Source organism: Streptomyces sp. NPDC091376 (assembly GCF_044757085.1).
Classification (GTDB): Bacteria; Actinomycetota; Actinomycetes; order Streptomycetales; family Streptomycetaceae; genus Streptomyces; species Streptomyces pratisoli.
Map to the genome: position 1 here is coordinate 1 of NZ_JBIVUF010000023.1, position 21,571 is coordinate 21,571.

Annotated in this window: 14 protein-coding genes and 8 pseudogenes; 12 read left to right on the forward strand and 10 right to left on the reverse strand. The window is 64.1% G+C overall.

Annotated features, from left to right (window positions below; genetic code table 11):
* Positions 1 to 623: 623 nt before the first annotated feature.
* Positions 624 to 743, reverse strand: a pseudogene (locus ACIQMR_RS33275) (IS5/IS1182 family transposase); the annotation flags it as partial.
* A 248-nt stretch (positions 744 to 991) separates the two neighbouring features.
* Between ACIQMR_RS33275 and ACIQMR_RS33280 the strand changes: the two are divergent.
* Positions 992 to 1,780: an N-acetylmuramoyl-L-alanine amidase gene (locus ACIQMR_RS33280; RefSeq protein ID WP_401395366.1), complete on the forward strand. Its 789-nt coding sequence runs from the start codon at positions 992 to 994 to the stop codon at positions 1,778 to 1,780.
* A gap of 444 nt (positions 1,781 to 2,224) precedes the next feature.
* On the opposite strand, the pseudogene ACIQMR_RS33285 reads toward ACIQMR_RS33280, so the two are convergent.
* Positions 2,225 to 3,030 (reverse strand): annotated as a pseudogene (locus tag ACIQMR_RS33285) (transposase family protein).
* A 210-nt stretch (positions 3,031 to 3,240) separates the two neighbouring features.
* Here ACIQMR_RS33285 and ACIQMR_RS33290 point away from each other — a divergent pair.
* Both ACIQMR_RS33290 and ACIQMR_RS33295 read left to right on the forward strand, forming a co-directional pair.
* Positions 3,241 to 3,999, forward strand: a pseudogene (locus tag ACIQMR_RS33290) (transposase family protein); the annotation flags it as partial.
* A gap of 527 nt (positions 4,000 to 4,526) precedes the next feature.
* Positions 4,527 to 5,681: a putative adhesin gene (locus ACIQMR_RS33295; RefSeq protein WP_401395369.1), complete on the forward strand. Its 1,155-nt coding sequence runs from the start codon at positions 4,527 to 4,529 to the stop codon at positions 5,679 to 5,681.
* 166 nt (positions 5,682 to 5,847) lie between these two features.
* Here ACIQMR_RS33295 and ACIQMR_RS33300 read toward each other — a convergent pair.
* A pseudogene (locus ACIQMR_RS33300) lies at positions 5,848 to 5,961 on the reverse strand (IS5/IS1182 family transposase); the annotation flags it as partial.
* Positions 5,962 to 5,965: 4 nt separating this feature from the next.
* Between ACIQMR_RS33300 and ACIQMR_RS33305 the strand changes: the two are divergent.
* A pseudogene (locus ACIQMR_RS33305) lies at positions 5,966 to 6,097 on the forward strand (IS701 family transposase); the annotation flags it as partial.
* A gap of 13 nt (positions 6,098 to 6,110) precedes the next feature.
* On the opposite strand, the gene ACIQMR_RS33310 reads toward ACIQMR_RS33305, so the two are convergent.
* Positions 6,111 to 6,245, reverse strand: coding sequence for a transposase (locus ACIQMR_RS33310; protein ID WP_266921137.1), 135 nt, complete (start codon positions 6,243 to 6,245; stop codon positions 6,111 to 6,113).
* Between the two features lie 566 nt (positions 6,246 to 6,811).
* Positions 6,812 to 7,363, reverse strand: a pseudogene (locus ACIQMR_RS33315) (transposase); the annotation flags it as partial.
* Positions 7,364 to 7,493: 130 nt separating this feature from the next.
* On the opposite strand from ACIQMR_RS33315, the pseudogene ACIQMR_RS33320 reads away from it, so the two are divergent.
* From ACIQMR_RS33320 to ACIQMR_RS33335, 4 genes and pseudogenes are all read left to right on the forward strand, one after another.
* Positions 7,494 to 8,198 (forward strand): annotated as a pseudogene (locus ACIQMR_RS33320) (IS5 family transposase); the annotation flags it as partial.
* A 183-nt stretch (positions 8,199 to 8,381) separates the two neighbouring features.
* Positions 8,382 to 10,052 carry an IS21 family transposase gene (istA, locus tag ACIQMR_RS33325; RefSeq protein WP_401395372.1) on the forward strand — a complete coding sequence of 557 codons (1,671 nt, stop codon included), beginning with the start codon at positions 8,382 to 8,384 and terminating at the stop codon, positions 10,050 to 10,052.
* Positions 10,049 to 10,888 (forward strand): IS21-like element helper ATPase IstB, encoded by an 840-nt coding sequence (istB, locus tag ACIQMR_RS33330; RefSeq protein ID WP_401395375.1) that lies wholly within the window; start codon positions 10,049 to 10,051, stop codon positions 10,886 to 10,888. The genes istA and istB overlap by 4 nt, the downstream gene beginning before the upstream one ends.
* Positions 10,885 to 11,925 carry an aromatic acid exporter family protein gene (locus ACIQMR_RS33335; protein ID WP_401395378.1) on the forward strand — a complete coding sequence of 347 codons (1,041 nt, stop codon included), beginning with the start codon at positions 10,885 to 10,887 and terminating at the stop codon, positions 11,923 to 11,925. Before istB ends, ACIQMR_RS33335 begins: the two co-directional genes overlap by 4 nt.
* Positions 11,926 to 12,186: 261 nt before the next feature.
* On the opposite strand, the pseudogene ACIQMR_RS33340 reads toward ACIQMR_RS33335, so the two are convergent.
* The 4 genes and pseudogenes from ACIQMR_RS33340 to ACIQMR_RS33355 form a co-directional block, all read right to left on the reverse strand.
* Positions 12,187 to 12,432 (reverse strand): annotated as a pseudogene (locus tag ACIQMR_RS33340) (transposase); the annotation flags it as partial.
* A gap of 168 nt (positions 12,433 to 12,600) precedes the next feature.
* Complete coding sequence (locus ACIQMR_RS33345; protein WP_401395537.1) at positions 12,601 to 12,996, reverse strand: transposase; 396 nt, start codon at positions 12,994 to 12,996, stop codon at positions 12,601 to 12,603.
* Positions 12,912 to 13,127 (reverse strand): winged helix-turn-helix domain-containing protein, encoded by a 216-nt coding sequence (locus tag ACIQMR_RS33350; protein WP_401395540.1) that lies wholly within the window; start codon positions 13,125 to 13,127, stop codon positions 12,912 to 12,914. Before ACIQMR_RS33350 ends, ACIQMR_RS33345 begins: the two co-directional genes overlap by 85 nt.
* Positions 13,128 to 13,177: 50 nt before the next feature.
* The gene (locus tag ACIQMR_RS33355; protein ID WP_401395381.1) at positions 13,178 to 13,444 is read right to left on the reverse strand and encodes a helix-turn-helix domain-containing protein; all 267 of its coding nucleotides are present in this window, start codon (positions 13,442 to 13,444) and stop codon (positions 13,178 to 13,180) included.
* Positions 13,445 to 14,260: 816 nt separating this feature from the next.
* Between ACIQMR_RS33355 and zwf the strand changes: the two genes are divergently transcribed.
* The 3 genes from zwf to ACIQMR_RS33370 all read left to right on the forward strand — a co-directional run bounded on the left by zwf (position 14,261) and on the right by ACIQMR_RS33370 (position 18,345).
* The gene (zwf, locus tag ACIQMR_RS33360; RefSeq protein WP_401395384.1) at positions 14,261 to 15,652 is read left to right on the forward strand and encodes a glucose-6-phosphate dehydrogenase; all 1,392 of its coding nucleotides are present in this window, start codon (positions 14,261 to 14,263) and stop codon (positions 15,650 to 15,652) included.
* A 114-nt stretch (positions 15,653 to 15,766) separates the two neighbouring features.
* Entirely contained in the window at positions 15,767 to 17,095 is a 1,329-nt protein-coding gene (locus ACIQMR_RS33365) for a nicotinate phosphoribosyltransferase (RefSeq protein WP_401395387.1), read from the forward strand.
* A gap of 218 nt (positions 17,096 to 17,313) precedes the next feature.
* Positions 17,314 to 18,345: an FUSC family protein gene (locus tag ACIQMR_RS33370; protein WP_401395390.1), complete on the forward strand. Its 1,032-nt coding sequence runs from the start codon at positions 17,314 to 17,316 to the stop codon at positions 18,343 to 18,345.
* Positions 18,346 to 18,652: 307 nt separating this feature from the next.
* Here the strand turns inward: ACIQMR_RS33370 and ACIQMR_RS33375 are convergent, their stop codons facing one another.
* The gene (locus tag ACIQMR_RS33375; RefSeq protein ID WP_401395393.1) at positions 18,653 to 19,072 is read right to left on the reverse strand and encodes an ATP-binding protein; all 420 of its coding nucleotides are present in this window, start codon (positions 19,070 to 19,072) and stop codon (positions 18,653 to 18,655) included.
* Between the two features lie 790 nt (positions 19,073 to 19,862).
* Between ACIQMR_RS33375 and ACIQMR_RS33380 the strand changes: the two genes are divergently transcribed.
* On the forward strand, positions 19,863 to 21,263 hold the full coding sequence (locus tag ACIQMR_RS33380) for a hypothetical protein (RefSeq protein ID WP_401395396.1): 1,401 nt from the start codon (positions 19,863 to 19,865) through the stop codon (positions 21,261 to 21,263).
* The last annotated feature ends 308 nt before the right edge of the window (positions 21,264 to 21,571 follow it).

Genomic DNA, 21,571 nt, shown 5'->3' on the forward strand with positions numbered 1-21,571 from the left:
CGGTGACCGTCTTGCCCGAGGAGTCGACGAGCGCGATCGCGTCCCGCTTGAACTCCTCGGTGTACCGCTTCGTGTACTTGCTTCCCACCTGGTGCCACTCCGCTGGAACCTCAAGATCCCAGTCTCCAGGTGCCCACGATCAAGGGAAAGGCTCAGGCCGGGGCCACATCCGACTTCCCAGCCTCGGGACAGAGCGGTCCGTCAAGGGCGCCCTACAGGCGTCGCTGCGCGATGAGGCTAGGCCCCACCCTGGAACTACCGCCCTGTACCGAGGCTGGCTGACTATCGACCGGCCCCGGCCATGCGGCGACCAAGCAGCCGAGGACGTTCGCTCGCACCGGGCTGGGGAGACAAGTCCGTAGGCCGACACCCAGTGTCCAAGGTGTCCACGCTCAAGAGGGAAAGGCCCCACCCATCGAGGTTCAGCTCACGATTCACAGGCCGAGCCGGTCCGCTAGCGCGGACGGACGTCCCCTTCGCCTGAGGGCAGCGCCTAGAGCCCTCCGGTTAGTTACGCCCGCCGTTACTCCGTCGATTTGCTCGTTGAGGCCGGCCCTATCCAGGGCAACCAGCAGGAGAGCGACGGGGCGGTAGGAGTTGGCGGCTACTAGATTAGCGATCAGGGTGGCGAAATGCGCCTGTGGCATGTGGTGGTGCAGGAACACGAGTGCGACGAGTGCGCGCCGGTGCGGCGGGAGCTTGCGCCGTCGGCCACCCTCACGGGTGACGATGGGCTCAGTGAGGCCGGTTCACTCGATGGGCAGACAAGAGGAGGCAAGGTCCTCGGGCAGGAGCGAGCATGATGTGGCGGTATCTGTGCGCCAGCGGCTCAGGCCAGTTGTTAGGTGTGTTGTTGGCTCCTGAGTGAGTCTTGAGGGTGAGGCAGCTTATGCGTATCTGCCAGAACACAGCGGCGGCTACTCGCCGCCACTGGCTTGTGGTGGTGTGCGCGACTGGGGTCATATGTTGCCTGATTGGCATTATGTTGTCGATGACACAACGAGCTAAGGCCCCTCCTGGAGAAGGTCACGCCCGCGCTACACAGCCTCCACTGACCAAGCTCCCACTGAGCGGTAAGACAGTGGTTGTTGACCCGGGACACAACCCGACCAACCACCTACACATAGCCGAGACGGAACGTCTAGTGCCGGGCAGTACCCGGATGACGAGGTGTGACGACACAGGAACGGCCACCCGTAGCGGTTATGCCGAGGCCAGATTCAATCTTGACGTGTCCCGCAGGATTCGGGACCTGCTGATTACTCAAGGAGCTCGAGTACGGCTCACGCATGATGGTGACCGCCCATGGGGCCCCTGCGTGGATGAGCGTGCCCGAATCCCCCGTGATGCGGACGCCGACGCCGTAGTTTCGGTCCATGCCGACGGCAGTTTGGCGCCGAGAGCCCGGGGGTTTCACATTATTATCCCAGTCGGCTCCGGTGCTCGCCGTACGGTTACTAGGGAGGTCGCTGCGTCGTCTCGCTTCCTCGGCGAGGCGATTAGGACGCGTTACGCCGAGGCTACGTCCTCTGCGCCTGCTGGGTACGTAGGTGATGGAAGCGGTCTAGTAGCGCGGCGAGACCTAGTGATCACGAACCTGTCGACAGCGCCGACCGTCCTCGTAGAGTGCGCCAACATGGCCAATGCGGAAGACGCTCTGTTGCTAGAGAATCCCGCCTGGCGGCAGAGGGCAGCGAGAGGGATCACTGCTGGAATTGCAGCGTTCCTAGCTCGCCAGTCTCAAGGAGGCTCGGTCGGCAAATTGGCCACAGCCCCGTGAAACAGCCCCTGCCGAAGGTAGGAGCCCTGGTGATCATGGGTCGGTGATGGTCAAGGGAGGCCGAAAAGGTCCAGTGGCCGTTTGTGGGGCTGGTAGGAGACCTCGCGTAGCGCGACGGCGATGTTCCTGTGGCGAGGGGTGCGGAGCAGGTTGATTTGCAGGTGCGGAGATGGCCATGTTCTCCGGACCGTTGCCGGTGCGGATGCTGGAGACATCCTCGGCAAAGGTGTTGTCGAGGATGATGTGGAGCCGGTTCTCGATCGTCCTCTGCGAGCGGGCTATCCGTGCGAGCTGCTCCGGAGCCGTCTGTCGGCTGGACAGTTCCGTAATGACACAGACCCATTCCACGGCGCGCTTCCCAGTGTCCTGATGCTTGTGTGCGGTGCTGGACGATCCTCGTGGCCTGGGAGGCGTAGGGGAAGTCGCTGCCCAGGTCAATGACAGTCAGGCCCCGGGTGCGTCTGGCGAACTGAGCGTTTCCAACCTCAGGTCGTGCTGGTGAGGTGGAGTGGTGAGGACTGCCTGGACGAGCTGGGTGACGTGGGTGGTCAAGCAGCGCCGTTTTCGCAGCAGGCGCCAGGTCGTCAGGGTGGCGGTGGCGGGTTCGACGAGGGCCCGGATCTTGGCGTGGGACCGGTTGGCGGCCTGCTGACCTGAGGAGAGCTTCTCCTAGCGGCCTCATCAGGGACATCGGACACGAACGGACCTCCGGCTCCTCGGGTAGCCTGGTCCGCCCAGCATCTGGCGCCAGCCTCGGCGAGAGCGTCGATGATGCCGTGCTCGTGGGCGGCGTGGATGTCGTGGATCGCGCCCGGCTGGGCTGGTGAGGCGCCCACAGCGGCCATCCCGCCGGATCCGTCTTGCCGGAGTAGAGGGGCCGGTCCGCGGCAGTCCGATCGGTCGGCAGCAGTGTTCTGTCCAGCAGTACGAACGCCTTCGATGAGGCGGTCCCTACTGCGTCTTCGGCAAGGCCTGGGAGCAAGCGCGGCCAGGACTTTCACAGCCTCGGCGATGTACCGGTAGGCGGTCGTGGTTCCGATGCCGAACCTGGCCGCGAGCTGGGTGTACGGGTGGCCCTGGCGCAGGTGGGCGAGCGCGAGCACGGCTTGTTGACCGGCATTCAGCCGACGTCATGGGCTGCCGATCGCGCGGCGGCGTTCACGGAGGCGGGCAGTGAGGAAGGGGAGGATGATGCGAGCTGGACAGGTCCCGTCCGGACAGGAGACAGGTACGTGAGGCCTCTGACAGATCGGGCGATCTTGTTCATGAACCGGTCTAGCAGGGGCTTCATTCGTCTGTCACACCAGCTGCCGGGCTGAAGCAGCAGGTTGGAACTCTTGCGTGACCTTGAGCCCTTTCCAACTTGTGGCAGCAGCGAGCCGGTTGCGCTGACAACGTGGTGAAGCCCTTGGTGGATGGGTTTTTCGACCAAGAGAACCGTCTCCACCAGAGTGCTTCGTATGCTTGTCTGCCCGTCGAGCGTCGACGTGTCCAGCTCTGCCCTGCGCTTCCTGTCCGCCCGTCTGCGGCAGCACCGTCGCGCGATCGGCTCCCGCTGGCGGCGTCTGAACCCCGGCCGCCGGGCCCTGCTCGCACTCGCCCGCCTGCGGATGGGAAACACGTATGCCCAGCTCGCGGCAGGATTCGATATCGGAACCATGACCGCTTACCGGTATGCCACCGTGGCTGTCGAACTCCTGGCAGGCCTCGTGCCCACCCTGGCCGACGCGATCCGGGTCGCGTCGACGAAGGCGTTCGAGATCCTCGACGGCACACTCCTGCCGACCGACCGCATGGCCGCGGACCGGCCCTTCTACTTCGAGAAACACAAGAAGCACGGGATGAACCTGCAGGTACTCACGGATCGCTTCGGCTGGCTGCTGTGGGCCTCGCCGGCCCTGCCCGGCGCCGTCCACGATGTCCGCGCGGCCCGCGAGCATGGCATCGTCGACGCCCTTGCCACGGCCGACATCAAGTGCTGGGTGGACAAGGCATATCGGGGTGCCGGCGGGACCGTTCGCACCCCCTACTGGGGCCGCTGGGAAACCCTTTTCACCGGTCAGCAGGCCGTCAACCGGTCCCACGCGAAGATTCGCGCACTCGTCGAGCAGGCCATGGCCACCCTCAAATCCTGGCGGCTCCTCCGCAGGTTCCGGTGCTCGACCGCCCGCGTCACCAGCCTCGTCCAGGCCGTCCTCGCCCTGCATCTAGCCAGCTCGAGGAAGGAGGAGGCTCCGTGTCTGATGAAGTGGGAGAACTGTGCAAATTCCGAGTGCCACCAGGCTCACGGGACACCGTGGCCCAAGGGCCCCGCCGACCCGGTCCGAGGGAACGTGCGCCTGCCTGGGCGGAGTCCTGGGCCCGCTCGCTACAAGGGCTGGGGTACCAGTGCCCTGCCAATAGGTAGCCGACCTCCCGAGCCATACGCCACGCAAGGTTTGTCGAGAACCCCTCGGGACTACGCATGGTGTAATTCTTCTAGCGCGCCAATGAGCCCAGTACGATCCCCGCCCCAGCACCGCAATTCGGCCGAGGTCAAATCCATCACGTCGAACCAGAGGTCAGAGGCATCACCCCAGAGGAGCCATCTCAGTTGGCGCAATTTGGGCAGGTCTTCGTGCCCTATCAATTGCGCCGAAGTGATGGCGCAGAGTACCCAACGCAAGTCAGCGTGTCAGTAGGCGCCTAACCGCCGAGAAACGCTGGACGGAGCGATGGCTCGAAAACTCTCGAATGAAGGACTGCGATGACCATTTGGCTGGCAGGGCATGGGCATGAGGAACTTGGCGCCCGCCAGGTAACGGTGCCCGATGGTTGGAGTGTCTCGACCTATTGTAACGACCGAACGGTCTTGGAAAAGGTGGTGGGATATGAAATAGCCCGCACGGGGATTGCACCGGAAGTCACGCACGTGACTGGCTCCAGGGAGCAGATGCCCAACTATCGCCTAGAAGCATTGACTTTCGTTGAAGCGCTCGACTACCGCACCATTCACGGCCCGCATGTGAGGATATTGCTCGCCGGGCACGACTTCGACGCCCCGACCGGGTTGTGCACCGGGGAGAATTGCTCGGACGTGCATGACTGCGACGGAATCCTCGGCTCGAACGGCCCCTTGTCTGTCTACGGAGACACGGATATTCGTCTGATCTCCTGCCAGGAGCCGACTGTCGACGGCGAGAGCCTGACGGGGCACGCACTTCTAGTCACTGACACGCTGCCAGGCGAAAAGAGCCCTGAATTCTTCGATAATATCTCCAGGAAACAGGAAGATTGGATTACCGTCATGCGCCAGGCGCATGGGTCAGAGGCCCGTAGACAGGTCATGGCGGCTTTTGAGGCGTTAGGGCGCCGGAACCCCGAACTGCAGGTGCTGCTGCTACAGCGTGATGCCATCAGGAAGTACTGCTACTCCCACTATGCCGGAGAAATGCTGGAGGACTGCAACGCGGTCGGCTTCTATATTTGGGTGGAATCTCTCACTGAGACTGAGAAAGATTTCTATCTTGCAGCAGACGGCCCGCGTCCTGAATCGTGGCAGCAATACAATGGAGTCAAGAGCTGGTTGGCCATGTTCATGGCAGAAGAGATGCGTGAGGGCGCCTGTAGGCAGCTACCTTCCGAGGCTCGCATGGCGTTTGTTGATGGGGCGGTTGAGCAGGTTCGTGACGAAGCCACGAGAGAGGTACTGCGTAGCGTGCAGCGGTGGGCGGCAACGGCCCTTCAGGACGAAACTCCGGCCTTCGTGCCGTCTGGCAATCCTTTTAAATATGAGGGGGTCTATTTCAATGAGGAAGAAATTTCCTCAAGAGAGGATTCACCTATCCATGTGCGAGATCGATACATCGAACTTTCTAGTGAGTCAAGTGGCGAGTCAGGCAACATCAGCGACGAGTACTGAGTTGCGATTAGTCGACTGCATGGTTCGAATCTAGTCTCAATCGATGCAACGTGAGGCTGAGCGGGCCGAGCGGTAGGGTGCTCGTGGGCTAACTACTGACTTCGGCTCGTTAAGCGCTGTCCCGTAAATGATCTATGGGATGCCGGTTGACCAGCCAGTCTACCTGTCACTCGGCGAGGCTGAGGTTATGCAGGCGGGCGATGCCGAGCATGGCGTGGTGGACGCCGTCGCCTTTCAGGCGGCAGTCGCGGAGGATCTTCCAGGTCTTCATGCGGGCGAAGGCGCCGCGTGAGTCGTCGCTGGCGTATCTGCGCGGGCTGGTCGCTCCGCTGGAGCGGAAGAATGGCTGGACGCTGGCGGAGGAGGCTGGGCATGACGGTCCGGACCGCATCCACCGGCTGCTGAACCGGATCGAGTTGCCCGGCGGTATCAGCCGCGTAAGGACTCGGAGCTGATGCCGAGCTCCCGGGCGACCGCGGTGACCGTCTTGCCCGAGGAGTCGACGAGCGCGATCGCGTCCCGCTTGAACTCCTCGGTGTACCGCTTCGTGTACTTGCTTCCCACCTGGTGCCACTCCGCTGGAACCTCAAGATCCCAGTCTCCAGGTGCCCACGATCAAGGGAAAGGCTCAGGCCTCGCCCTGACCGACGAGCCCAGCAACAAGGTCAAAACTACGTGTTAATGATCTGCAAGCCCTTAGCTTGGTGTTCAAGGGGCTTTTCGGCTTGTGATGGCTGCCGCGAGGTTCGGTTTGTCCTGTCCCGACGGGGTGCTCGCGAGCACGGTGCTTGTTCTTCATGCCGGTTGGCCGGCCGGGGCCTGCAGTGCTGGGTTTCGGTGCACTGGTCGGCTGAGGGGTTCTCCCGTGCAGGCGGCGAAATCCTCGACGGACACGCGCGGGGGTGAGACGCCCTTGGCGTGCGGGCCGCTCCCAGGGCTTGCGGAGTCTTCTGCGAGGGGCCGGTAAGGCGGAGTTGGGTGTGGGCGGCATGACGAGCCAGGCCCAGCGGTCGGCGGCGGCCGGATCGCGGAGTTTGGGAGCAGTCCACCCCAACGTCTGCCTGAACATCCTGAAGGTGTGCTCAAGATCGAATCTGCGCAGGAATGCCTGCCAGAGCCGGTCCACATCTTCAGCAGTAGGGGGTGGCCGACCACCACAGCCAGACCGGCCTGGGGCTGCGGTCGCCACGGAGGTGGTCGACCTGAAGACGGATGACAGTGCCCTCGATGACCGGCAGCTCTCCTTCGGAGTGGTCGGCCCAGGCCGAGAGCCGGATCAGCAGCGGGTGCAGGCGGTCCCACGCAGTAGCGATGGTTTTCCCGTAGTGAGTGGTGTCGGTGACCGTGGTGACGGACGGGGCCGGCTGAGCGGCCGCAACCTCGAAGGCGAACTCCGCCCCGCGCTTGGGCTTGCGTCCGCATTTGCCCGCCAGCTGTGGCGGGGGCGGGAAGTACAGGACGCGGTCCGAACGCATCCGGCCCAGCAGCTCAACGGGCAGGTCCGCGGGCAGGAAAGCCACGCGGGTCACGTCATAGATGGCATCGACGACGATCAGGACGGGCGGGTCACCGATCTGCCACTGGCCTGCCACATACAGCCGCTGGGACACATCCCGAACCTGGGCGGCGGTGACAGCGATCGCGTCATCCCACAGACACAGCCGGACCACGTCCAGCATGGCAGTCCACGACGTCCGTCCCGGCTTTTAGTGGGCGGTTCGTGAGTCTTTGAGTGATTCTGTTGTCGCCTGATGGTGTGGTGGCGGGGCGGAATCTGCCGGTCGGCGGTTGTTGTTCTGGTGATGTGATCGGGTGAGTGGACGCAAACCGTATCCGAGCGACTTATCGGACGAGCAGTCGTCGTTGATCGAACCGGTGATCACCGCATGGAAGGGCCGGCACCGCTCGGTCAGCGGCCATCGGGGCGCCTATGACATGCGGGAAATCGTGAACGCGATCCTCTACCAGGGGCGGACCGGCTGTCAGTGGGCCTACCTCCCGCACGACCTTCCGCAGAAGAGCGCGACGTACTACTACTTCGCGGCCTGGCGGGACGACGGGACCGACCAGGTCATCCATGAACTCCTGCGCTGCCAGGTCCGTGAACGCGCCCGCCGATTAGAGGACCCGACTCTGGTGGTCCTGGACACCCAGAGTGTCCACGCGGCCGCCGGGGTCCCCGCCGCCACGACCGGCCATGATCCGGCCAAGCGGGTGGCCGGCCGCAAACGCGGACTGGCCGTGGACGTCCTCGGGCTGGTCATCGCGGTCGCCGTCCTCGCCGCGAACACCCACGACAACGTTGCGGGCATCGTCCTGCTGAACCAGGTCACCGAGCACGTCGGCGGCACCGTCCGCAAAGCCCTGGTCGACCAGGGCTTCAAGAACCAGGTCGTCACGCACGGCGCCGCCCTGGGCATCGACGTCGAGATCGTCCAACGCAACCCGCAAGTCAAAGGGCTCGTGCCGCAGCCGAAGCGATGGAGAGTCGAGCAGACCTACGGAATCCTGATTGTCTTTATCGGGGTGGAGTAGAGCCACGGTTCCGGTGGGATTGGGAGCCGGTTGTTCTTCGGTGAGTTTGGGAGCCAGTTGGTGTGATGGTGTGGAACATGCCGCTTTCGGAGTAATCGCTCATGCTTGCGCCGTCTGGCCTCACGCTGTGCCTGTTGATCACGGTCCAGGTCAGGGAGACCGCTGGTGCACAGGTCACGGGAGTGGCTGTTCGAGAGGATCCGCCAGGCCCGGCGTGAGGAGGGGCTGTCGGGGCGGGAGCTTGCCGCGCGGTTCAAGGTGTCGCGGAGCACGGTGCGGAAGGCGTTGGAGTCGCCGGTGCCGCCGAAACGTAAGGCCCCGCCGCCACGGCAGAGCGTGCTGGAGCCGGTGAAGGGCTTCATCGACGCGATGCTGCGTGAGGACCTGGACGCGCCTGCGAAGCAGAGGCACACGATCCCGCGGGTCATGGAGCGTCTGGCGGCGGAGCACGATTTCGAGCTGGCCGGTGCGACGACGGTCTGGGAGTACGTGCGCAAGCGGCGTCCGGAGATCCGTGCGGAGGCCCTGGAGGGCCGCCGGCATCTGGAGGGTATGGTCCCGCAGGCGAAGAGGCCTGGTGAGGAGGCGGAGGTCGATTTCGCGGACTTCTGGCTGGACTTGGCCGGGCAGCGCCGCAAGTGCGTGCTGTTCACGCTGCGGCTGTCGTATTCGGGCAAGGCGGTCCACCGGGTTTACGCGACCGCCTCGCAGGAGGCGTTCCTGGAAGGGCATCTGGAGGCGTTCACCGTGCTGGGTGGGGTGCCGTCGGTGCACATCCGGTACGACAACTTGAAGCCCGCGGTCAAGCAGGTGCTGTTCGGCCACTCCCGGCTGGAGTCGGCGCGATGGGCTTCGTTCAAGTCCTGGTACCAGTTCTCCGCGTTCTACTGCGCGCCCGGCGAGGACGGCGCCCACGAGAAGGGCGGGGTCGAGCACGAGGGCGGCCGGTTCCGCCGCAAGCATCTGGTCCCGCCACCCGCGGTCGGCTCCCTGGCGGAGCTGAACGAGCGGCTGGCCGCGATCGACATCGCGGAGGACGCCCGGCACATCCACGGCCGGCCGACCTCGATCGGGTTCGACTTCGAGGCCGAACGGGAGAAGCTGCGGCCGTTACCGGCGGACGATTACGACTGCGGGATCGACCTGACGCCCACCGTCGCACGCAACTCCCGGATCACGGTCCGGCATTGCTACTACTCGGTCCCGGCCAAGTTCATCGGGACCAAAGTCCGCGTCAAACTGCGGGCGAACGAGCTGTGGGTGTTCGAGGGACGCAGGGTCGTAGCCCGCCATCCCCGGCTGACACGCCGATACACCTACCACGACATCCTGGACCACTACCTGGAGATCCTGCTGGTCAAGCCCGGCGCGTTCGCCGGGGCCTCCGCGCTCGCCCAAGCCCGCGCGGAAGGCGGCTTCAGCAAGGTCCACGAAGCGTTCTGGGCGGCCGCGAAGACCAAGGCCGGTGACCGCGAGGGTACCCGGATGCTGATCGAGGTGCTCCTGCTGCACCGCCAACTGCCCGGCGATGCGCTGGTGGCGGCGATGGAGACCTGTCTGCGGATCGGGTCACTCTCCACCGACCTCGTCGCGATCGAGGCCCGCAAGGCAATGGAAGGTACCGATGCCGAGGACGCCGAGCTCCTGGCCGGCCCCGACGACGCGGTCGCGGACGACTGCCCGGCCGACCCCGCGGGGGCCCGGGTGATCTCCCTGCACGCACGGCGTCTGCCGCCCGACCCGCGCCAGGCACTGCCCGACATGAGTAAGTACGACCGGCTGCTGAGCCCGGCCCGTGGCCGTGACAGCCAGACCCAGAAAGGCCACGGCGCATGAGTGCGACCGTCACCGTCACCAACCAGGACGACGCACCGGACACCAGCAGCGTCCCCGGCCGCAGGATGTCCCTGCCACCGGAGGACATGCTCATCGACGAAGCCTGCCGGGAGCTCCGCCTGCCGGCGTTCCGCGACCGGTTCATCGACCTGGCCACCACCGCCCGGCGCGAGCAAGCCACCTACAAGCAGTTCCTGCTGGACATGCTGCAGGCCGAGCTCGCCGACCGGGACCTTCGCCGCCAGCAGCGGCTCCTGCGGCTGGCCCGCTTCCCCCGCCCCAAGCGGCTGGAGGACTTCGACTTCGAGAAGAACCCGAACGTCGCCCCCGAGGTCGTCGCGGACCTGAAATCGCCGACTTGGGTCCGTGAGGGACGGCCCCTGGTCCTGATCGGAGACTCCGGCACCGGCAAGTCCCACCTGCTGATCGAGATCGGCACCGCGATCGCCGAGACCGGGCTTTCCGTTCGCTACACCACCACATCCGCGCTGGTCAACGAGCTCGCCGAAGCCGACGCCAACCGCCGTCTGTCCTCCGTGATCGCCCGCTACAGCAAGATCGACCTCTTGTGCCTGGACGAGTTCGGCTACCTCAACCTGGACCGCAAGGGCGCCAAACTACTGTTCCAGATCTTCACCGAACGCGAGGAACGCAAAGCCACCGCGGTCGCCACGAACTCACCGTTCACCGAATGGGACAAGACCTTCGGCGACGCACGCCTCTGCGCGGCCATCGCCGACCGGATCACCTTCCGCTGCACCCTCATCCAGACCGGCACCGACTCCTACCGCTACCAGACCACCGAGAGTGAACGCCGCGCCAAGACTCACGGATGAACAGCCCCGCCGCACGCACGAAGAGATCCGGCCGGGCCCGGGACATCATCGTCACCGAGGGACCGGCCGCGGCACGGATCGTCGTCACCGTCGCCGCCGCATGGCAGACGGCCCTGTGGCTGGGAGCGGACCAGCCGCCCGTCTACGCCGCGATCGTCCCGCTCGTGGCCCTGCGCGGCGACCCCCTGACCGCCCTGGCCACCTCTCTCCAGCGCGTCCTGGGCGTCGTCGCGGGCATCGGCATCGGCATCGCCGTCCTGAATGTCCTGCACCCCTCTACCGTCGCGCTCACCCTGGTCGTGGCCCTGGGCCTGGCCGCCGGAATGGCCCTGCGGGCCGGCGGCCCGATGAACGTCCAGGTCCCTGCCTCCTCCCTCCTGGTCTTCGCCAGCACCTCTCCCGACGCCTACGCCCTGCACCGCCTTTGGGAGACCGCAGCAGGAGCAGCCGTGACGATCCTCCTCGCGCCGCTGCTATGGCCCCCCGATCCCCGCCGCACCCTGGCCACTCTCGCCGCGGACTCCCGCACTCGCCTCATCCAGGCCCTCACCAGCACCATCGCGGTCCTCGGCACCGATGCCGACTCGGCCCGTGACAACCTGGCTGCCGTCACCAGTGATATCGAAGCCATCCGCGGCCATGCCGTCCGCGCCCGCGAGGCCGAACGCGCCATGCGCTTCAACCCTTTGCGCCGCCGGCACCGCAACACCGTCACACGCCTGACCCGCGCCATCACCACCGCTGACCGGCTCACCCCGCACCTGACGGTCCTGGCCAGAGAAACCGCCACGTTCACCGGCAGGGAGGAACTCGCCCCGGTCCTCAACGACGCCCGTCAGCACCTGCCCGGACTTGCCGCATCCACCGCCGAAGCGATCACGGACACCCTGGACCAAGCGAGCCCACGGCAGGCGCAGACCACGGCCCGTGAACGCCTCGCCGCTTACGCCCGTGCCGACAGCCGCCCCGCCGCCACAGCCCTGCGCAGGCCCTTCCAGCGCATCCTCGATGACCTCGAGCAACACCGCGCGCCATAAACCCAAGTCTCTGCCGCGCACGCAAACGGGCCCCGGCCACGACTTGTCAGGGAGGTGGCTTCCGGGACCCGCAGCCACACGCTAACGACATTCCCCCGGCAAGCCCCCCCAGACACTCCACCCCGGCCGGAAACCCACCCGATCAGTGGCTCCCGATCCCGCCGGAGATCACCATCCGGCGTCGAGTACATCCCCTCCACGAACGGCCCAACACTGGCTCCCGATGTCACCGGAGGAGTGGTCCTCATATGACCCGGTGAAATCAGGGCTGGTATTCGCATCCGGCCGCAGCCAGTTGCTGACATCGGTCGCCAGGATCAGCCGCCCCTATCCCGTCCGGGGAAGTGGCAGCCCCGCCAGCGCCCTGCGCAGCCGAGACAGATCCAGATGCCCGCGGTTCAGCCCGCCGTACAACGCGCCATGCACACGCTGATGCTCAGGTGCAAGGGACAGCTCGACCAACGTCCTCACCGGGCCGTCCGCACACAGCAAGGCGTTACTGACTTCGGCTCGTCAACGTGAGAGTGGATGGTCGAGGGTCAGGCCGGTGCCGGCTATGAAGCCGTCGAGGGTGTGGGGCCGGTACTGGAGGCGTGTGAGTCGGTTGCGGACGAGGGCTTCGAGCCGGTCGAGGGCGAGCGAGGTTGGCCAGGCTGCGTTTGACGTGCGCCAGACCTACTCGACGGGGTTCAGGTCGGGCGAGTCGGCGGGCAGGAGGAACACGGTCAGCCACTCCCGCTCGGCGATCAGCTCACGCATGGCGCGGGAGACGTGGGTGTTGAGCCGGTCCCAGACCTGCACGATCGGTTTGACGAGGTGATGGGTCCCGTCGATCAGCGCGATGAAGTCGCGCTCGCCCATGCTGCGGCGCTTGCTCTTGCCCGCTCGGTGGGTGCGCAGGCGGTGGCACAGCCGGGTGCGGGAGCCCGATCGCTTCGCGATCAGTCCCGCCACGGACAGGCGTCCCGAACGGCGTCCGCTGACCGTCACGACCGGGGTGTGTCCGCGCCTGCCCCAGGTGCGTCCCCGGGGCGGCTTCCGGGTGAAGCCTGCTTCGTCCTCGAAGCAGATGTAGCCACCCGAGGCCGCCTGGGCTCTTCTACCTCCGCCCAGGTCGCCTCCTTCCAGACCATGACAGCCTGCTCGTCGCGTTCGGCGACCCTGCGTGCGGGGACCTGCGGGCTGAAGCCGAGCCGGTGCATCAGCCGGGTGGCACCGGAGACGCTGTAGGAGACGTGGAACTTCTTGCCGATCAGCCCCGCCCCCTCGCCGCGGTCCACACCTGGTCCTCCACCCAGCCATGCGCGGTCGGCCCTTCATCGAGGTAGCCGGCCAGCTTTTCCAGGCAGCGCGGGGACAGGCGGCATCGCGATCCGCTTGGGCCGCGGGAGGCCAGAGCCTGCACGCCGCCGTCCCGCCACATCTGATGCCACAGGTAGGCCGACTTCAGGCTCACCCGCAGGCGCCGTGTCACGTCCGGCGGCTTGATGTTCTGCTCGAACAGCTCGGCCGCCTGCATCCGAACCGTCTCCCGGCGTCGGCATCCTGCAGGGGTCAATCCCGCCCCCATCCGCATACCTCATACACCACGAGATACAGACAACGCCCCGGGCTCGTCAGGGACTTCCAGAAAGATCACCCTAACGAGCCGAATTCAGTACTCAGCTCGAACAACGCGTCGGGCCTCTGGGTCAGGCAGGCATAGAACTCCATCCGGGGGCATGACAGTTCGGCAAACGCATCCCGCGGGGAATCCCTCTGCAGCAGACTCATCGCTACGGCCTTCGTGCTGGTCAAGTGCCTCTGTCACGGAGCACAGGATCAGGCGAAGGCCGCTCTCATGTCAGGCAGTCAGCCGAAAACGCGGGCAAGTTCGAGGCCATGCTCGCTCACCACGATAAGCGCCAAGCTAAAGGCTCGCCGGCCGTCCGTGTTGCCATCGCGCGCGAGCCGACGTCGGAGGGGCAACGTCACGCACCATATAAACCATGCCAATATCACGTCATCTTTGATGTAGACATGGAAGAAAAACGCGACTGGCGCAAGGGTTGAAGAGGCTGCTGAACGGTGCTCGATTCTGTATCCTTCCCGGCAAATGACCGTTCAGTATGGAGTCGTGCCTAGATCGTCTTGGTAATGATTCGGGGAAGGGGTGATGCCGTGGCGGCGGCGTTGTCCTGCCTCACCCGTGCCTCGGAATCGCCCCTTGTTGCATGCGGCGCATGCGAAGAGGAGGGCTATGGCCTAGAGTATGAGAAGCGAGATCGTCGACTTGTCCCAAGTTGCATAAATCCGCCGAGGCGGGGTATCTGAATTTGGGGATATGATGTCTTTCGTGCCCGCAAAAGCCTTGATAATTTATGGAATAATGGGTGATCTTGCCAAAAAGAAGATCATCCCAGCGCTATATCAGCTGGCAAGTCGGGGCGCACTCACGGTGCCGGTCATTGGCGTGGATCGTCCAAGTGCCGCCACGGGTTCAACTCGAGAGCCACTGGATAGGGTTTCCGAGTGGCATAAGGGGGAGCGGGATGAAGCTGCCTATCGTGAGTTCCTGTCAAAGATCACAGTAATACTTGGCGACATGGCGGGGTCGGCAGTCTACTCCGAGATTGATCGCCATGTTGATTCGGACGCGTTTGCTGTGCACTACCTAGCTGTACCCCCCAAGCTTTTCTCTGTGGTTGCGGAAGGGTTGGCATCGTCGGGGCTCTCGCGTCGAAGTCGCCTAGTAGTGGAAAAGCCATTCGGTCATGACCATGAGTCAGCGAGGGAGCTCAATCGGTGCTTGCTACGGCATTTTCCAGAGGATCGACTGCGAAGGGTCGACCACTATTTGGGAAAGGAGTCGGTCCAGGACATCTTGACTTTTAGATTCGCTAATAGTTTGCTCGAACCGCTGTGGAATCGATCCCACATCGCATCCGTTCAGATCACCATGGCTGAATCGTTTGGCGTGGAGGGCAGGGGCTCCTTCTATGACTCTGTCGGTACCATTCGGGACGTCGTGCAGAATCACCTTCTTCAGGTTCTTGCATATTTGACAATGGAGCCCCCGGCCGAGTCCTCTGCGGAGGCGCTGCGGGCCGAAAAGCCTAGAGTGTTGCGGAGTGTTCGAGCCTTGAGCTCGGCAGATGTCGTTCTGGGGCAGTATAGCGGTTATCAATCCGTGCCCGGCGTCGAGCCGAAATCTAGGACGGAGACGTATGCTGCAGTGCGCCTTTGGATTGACAACTGGCGTTGGTCCGATGTGCCCTTCACTGTACGAGCCGGAAAAAGGCTGGCTTCAACCACGACCGAGATAGCCGTTGAGTTTCACCAGCCTCCCCGTATGTTGTTTCTTTCCCCTGACGCTGGGCGTCCTGCAGCCAATGTGATTCGCTTTCGGCTCCAGCCAAATCCATCCATTTTGTTCGATCTTCAAGCCAAATCGCCAGGAAGGGCCGTAGCCACCAGTCCTGTCCGCGTTTCTGTCGACCTCACGGAAGCCCTGGGCCCTATGGAGCAGCCCTACGAACGCATTCTCAGCGATGCGGTCTCTGGCGATCCGCGTACGTTTGCTCGGCAGGACACTGTTGAGGAGGCATGGCGAATCGTTGACCCAATCCTGAACAGTCCTATCATTCCTGACGAATACAAGCCGAACAGTTGGGGTCCTGTCGCGGCAGAGAGCCTGACTCGAAGCGGACGGTGGCTGCCCATTTCGACTGAAGCAGTTGGTGGGTGATGCAGGAATGGTGGATTGACTCAAGGACTCAATTCGTTGTTGTACTGCATGTTGATCAGAAATTTCAGATATAAATCTCGGCTGAGCGATGCTGAAGAATGCGAGGATGATGCTGTGCACGCCGAGGATCTGGGTCTGCCGGTCTCCGTGCCGTCGACCGCGCTCTTCACCGACCAGTACGAGTTCACGATGCTGCAGGCCGCCCTCAAGGCGGGCACCGCGGACCGCCGGTCGGTCTTCGAGGTCTTCACCCGCCGGCTGCCTGAAGGCCGCCGCTACGGCGTGGTCGCCGGCACCGGACGCGTCCTGGACGCCGTGGAGAACTTCCGCTTCGACGAGGGCGTGCTCGGGTTCCTCCGGGACCGCGGCATCGTGGACGAACCGACGCTGCGCTGGCTGGCCGGCTACCGCTTCAGCGGCGACATCCACGGCTACCCGGAGGGCGAGGTCTACTTCCCCGGCTCGCCGATCCTGCGCGTGGAGGGCTCCTTCGCGGAGTGCGTGCTGCTGGAGACCGTGATCCTCTCGGTCCTCAACCACGACTCGGCGATCGCGGCCGCGGCCTCGCGGATGTCGGCGGCCGCCGTGGGCCGCCGGCTCATCGAGATGGGCGCCCGGCGCACCCACGAGCTCGCCGCAGTCGCCTCCGCGCGCTCGGCGTACGTCGGAGGCTTCCACTCCACCTCCGATCTCGCCGCGGGCTTCCGCTATGGCATCCCCACGGTGGGCACCAGCGCGCACGCCTTCACTCTTCTGCATGACACGGAGCGGGACGCCTTCCGGGCCCAGGTCGATTCGCTCGGGCGCGGCACGACCCTGCTCGTCGACACCTACGACGTCGGCGAGGCCGTCCGTACGGCCGTGGAGATCGCCGGCACCGATCTGGGAGCCGTGCGCATCGACTCCGGGGACCTGCTGATGGTCGCCCATCGGGTGCGTCGGCAGCTCGATGACCTCGGCGCTCGTGACACGAAGATCGTCGTGACGTCCGACCTGGACGAGTACGCGATCGCGTCGCTGGCCGCCGCGCCCGTGGACGCCTACGGCGTGGGTACGCAGCTGGTCACCGGAAGCGGTCACCCGACCTGTTCCATGGTCTACAAGCTGGTCGCCCGCGCCGGCTCGGCCGACCCGGACGCGCTGGTGCCGGTGGCGAAGAAGTCGACGGGCGGGAAGCTGTCCGTGGGCGGCCGCAAGTGGGCCGCCCGCCGGCAGGACGAGTACGGCGTCGCCGAGACCGAAGTGCTCGGCACCGGCCCGGTGCCCGAGGCCCTGGTGGACCGGCAGCTGCTGACACAGCTGGTCAAGGGCGGTGAGGTCGTCGACTGCGAGCCGTTGGACGCGGCGCGCGAACGGCACATCGTGGCGCGCGCCGCGCTTCCGATCTCCGCGACCCAGCTGTCGCGCGGCGAGCCGGTGCTCCCCACGGAGTACCTCATGTAAGCCGCATGAGCACCAGCCGAGAAGCCGCCACGGGCCCGTATGGCCAGCCTAGGCGCAGTCAAGGGCAGACGGTGTTCCCATGATTATGAATAAGAAACGGGGAAATCTATTTTGAAAGTAGAGTAAAGTCGGCGAGTGAGGGATGATTCAATTCTCCCGCCCCCTTTCAGTGAAGATTTTACCCCTGGGGCGTTCGGGCCGTCAAAAGGGGTTCCGCTATGAAAGCTTCAGATCTATTTTGCGGCTGTAACGTCAACTGGCCCTTTCCGGTGCGGCCAAGTCGGGACGACGTGTCCACGGCGGCGCGTATTTTGGTGTGCTCGGCCGTGTCTTGGTTCGTATGCGTAGGACTCGGAATCAGTGAAGCTCCTGTCTCAGCCGCAATCGTGGCCGTCCTGCTCTTGCCTGGCGGAATATATGAGGCCCCCAGGCAGGCTTCGCAGCGAATGCTCGGAGTTCTAGCTGGCGTATTCCTAAGCGTCGTTATCCTCCGGCTGTTTGGTGCGTCGACTCTGACATTCATTTTTCTCCTGGTGCTCGGAAGCATTGGGACGTTGGTCTTCCGCTACCGGAGGGCCCCGAATCAGCAGGTGCTTATCACTATGCTGATGGTTTTCGCCAGCCCTGTACCCAACTATCCTGAAGCCCGCCTGCTAGAGACTGTGATCGGGATCGTGGTCGTGATCGTTCTGGGGCCACTATTGTGGCCGCCCGACGTCGCGCAGGAGCTCACTGTACGGTTGGCCACCTTCCGGCAAGAGATTAGTGAGATACTGACCGATGCCTCTCATCAGGTCGTGACCGCACGAGTGCAGCCGATCGCAGCACGCATCCAATCCGTAAGGAGTGTACCGGACAATATGGCAGTTCGGTTGGCTGCGGCTCGACGTGGAATTAGTCGATACCCAATTCATCGTCACAAGCTCCCGGAATTGCAGGCATTGGTCCCGAGAATTGAATTGGCTCAGCGCTGCACGATCACACTCCATCTATTCGCGGAAGAGCTTGAAACAGGTCTCCGTCGCAACGGCCCTCTGCCTCCAGGGATGGCAAGTATTGCGCCGCTAGTCAACGCTACTGCATACGCCCTCGATCAAGCCTTGTCCGGAGGCGACGTTCCGATTTCTCTTCAAGCCGCAGAAGAAGCAATTGCGCAACATCGAAGTCGTTATCCCGATCGCTTTGACGCCTTGCTGCGTAGTGGCTTGAGGCTCACATTGAAGGCTATAAGAGAAATTGCTTGCGATTGAATTAAGTGTAGATGCCGACGGGGTATAAATCCTAGGGATTTGGAGAGCTGATCGCCAGAACTCGTCCTATGTGTTTGGGAGAAGGGTCAAGGAGTTCTGCGACCACTAGATCACGAGCAAGGAACCGTGCCTCGTCGGCTTGCATCTCGTGAATACGGTGAGCGATCGAATTGAAATCGACGCAGCCGATTTGTGATGGTCTCGACGTCACTCGGCATTCATCATCATGGTTCACTTGGCCGGAGGGGCGGGACAGCCTGCGCTGCGCAATGGGCAACAATTTGATCGGGTGCGGTCCATGTGCCGATCATCGTAGCGAAAATGATGCATACACAATCTTGCCGCCTGACTCGGTTATCCGGCGTGACGCGCCCCATCCATCCGCAAGTACGGTGACCAACTGGCAGCCGTACCCACCGTTCTCACCCTTAGCTTCCTCGGCGGGCTCCCGAGGCAACTGGTTCGAAGAATCCGCCACCTCAATGGTGAGGTTGCCCCCACGCCACAGCGCGCGGACCTCGTCAGCACCACCGGCGTGGCGGCAGGCATTTGTTACAAGCTCCGAAACGACCAGCAAGACATCGTCTGCCCGGCCATTATCGACCAGGCATCCAAATTCTCGACATGCCTCCAGCACGTCGGACACCATCTCTCGCGCCTGGCGCACCGCACCCTCTCGGCCACCCGGATGCACAGTCCTCAGTACCTCTTCGGCTACCGTGGTCATGGCTCGTCCTGCTTTCGTTCTCGGCTTTTCCCGAACTGATGACATCCATCACAGCCGAGACGCTGGACCGTTCGCGTCGACCACCTGGCCATGCAGAGTGCTGGCTTACGCCCCCCATCGGGTTGATTCCGCTCCACCGATCGGTTACGTGCGCGGGGCGCGGTCCGTGTACCGCGCGGCGTGGCCAGGGAGGCCAGACGTGGTATTCGAGTGGTGGGTGAGTCGCCGGTCAGGCATGACTTGGTGTGCTTCCCGCTGGCAGCGCCGCGAGGTGATGAGGTCGCAGTGGCGAGGCGAGGAAGAAGTCTGACCACGAGTGAAGCGCGGCAGTGCTTGCTGTGAAACGTTCGCCGGTCATCCGTCCGCGGATGATCTCAACGACGCTTCTTGACCTCTTCCCTGCCCCCCGAACCTGACGTGAGCTTCCGGGCTGATTTCCACCGACCCGGCAGCGTACGACCAGGCAGGGCGCCGCTGCTCATCTGGACGGCTACCTACCGCTGAAGGTCTGGCTCGTCGTCGCCGACAGCTCGTGGCACTGCCGGCGTTGCCTCGGATCGCCTGGACACGTCCGACCCAGGGACGGGTGTGTCGGACGCCGCCCGTTTCTACGGCCTGGCGAGCGTGCGGGCCCGTCGGCCCGCGGCACCCCGGGTCCGCGCACTGCCGGGGGTGGGGGTGATGCCGCGGGGCTGCGCCAAGTCTTGGCTGGTGCGCCCTTTCGGGGGCTGTCCGTGTCGTGGATCTTTCCGCAAGGAGCTGTATCAACGTCGAAGAACCTGGATGAGCTATGGAAATACCCTCGCGTCTCCTCGCGCCGGAATGGACCTCTCTCTACACGCAGGACGCCCTCGTCCAGCTCAAGCTGGTCGATTCGGTGTACCAGCTTCCCGGCCTTCTTCCCGGGCTGGGTGACGAGGGCGGCTACGCCGAGCTGTTCTCCGAAGCGTGTGTGTCGGGTCTCTGGCCGAACGGAACACCGCACCAGACGGACGTGAAGGACCTGTGGTCGCGGTTCCTGTACGGGGCTGCAGGGCTCGACGAGCTCCAGCGCGGCCTGGCGTCGCCTTCTCCGGAGGTGCATGACATCGAGGGCGAGTGGCACAGGGCGCTGCACCAAGAGTTGGTGGCGGTCTTCGAGTGGCACGTACATCAGACGGCCTGCAAGAGGGCAGCGGCGGCATGGGTGGATCAAGCCTCATGGCTGACACCGGAGGAAGCCATCAGTCTGGCGAAGATCATCGCCGATCCGGCTCTGTTCGAGCAGACACTCCGTAAGGACGCCGATTCGAGGGTCGAAAAGCTCGTCCACAATATTTCGGCCAAGGAGTTGAAACCGCACGAACGCGCGGAGATCGCGAATGAGCTGCTGGCCCGCAATCCGCAGCAGGGAAATCTGTGCGGCACTGGTAATCCGGCCGCGGGAGCGGATCTCAAGCTCGCTGTGGATGATGCTCTTAAGCGTCCGGAAAGGAGCCGTATCCTGATCCCGGAGGACCTCACCACCGCGCCGTACGCCTCGCTGTACACCCCGCAACACCTGTATGTGCTGGGCGATGATGAATCCTCCTTTCCCCGGCAGGAACCGTTCATCGGAGACGAAGGGAATCGCGGGCGGCTCAGGTACGTCTATAAGAGATACCTGTACGAGTGCATTCATCCTGTACTTAGTTCGCGCGGGCTATTTGTGGAGCGGGATGAATTCTGCGACCGGCCGTACGACTACCCGGGCCTCTGCAAGATGATCGGCCAAGCTGAGGGCGAGAAATTCTTTGCAGTGGTGAAATCCAGCTTCGTGGCGGCATTTTCTGATCAGGTCCGTGAGCAGAAGAGGATTTCTTCTCTTCGCGATGAGGGCGATGTGCCGAGCCTGGCCGAGTACTGCCGTCGCCGGCTGAACGAAGCGGAGATCAAGCTGCTCATCGACGTGCTCAAGACGGATCGGTATTTCGACGTGATCCATTTCGCGGCGAAGAACGGGGTTTACGGAGAGGAGGCCTTGAGAGGTGACTGGGAGGCCAAGGGTCCGGTGTCCAAGTACTTCAGGAAGAAGCTGAGGAACGGCGACAAAGTCCTTCCGTTCTTCGCGTGGGACGGTCTTGTCGGTGTCGTCAAAGAGCTCGGCGACAGGAAGAAGGGGAGCCGCGTCAGGCAGACTCTGGCCGCCGAGCTGTCCCGGCCGGGTGCGTAGGCGGCGGGCGATGCCGACGACGGCCCGGTAGCCCTGTTCGTCTCACGGGCAGGGCTGACGGCGGCGCGGCCAGGCGGGGGCCGTGTCATGGGCAGGGGCTCTTGGCGCTCGGCGTCGGTGGTTCCGCTCGTCGATGCCCAGCGCGCGGGAAGCCCGGTTCCGGGGCGGTGTGTGTTCGAGGTCTGGCATCGCGTGGGGGTATTTCGTCCGGCTCCACTGGGTTCTCGGGGAATGTGGTCGTGAGCGCCGGTGGTCGCTCTGCCATCTTCTTCTTTGCGGCCCGGCCGTTCCTGGCGTGGCTGTGGGGG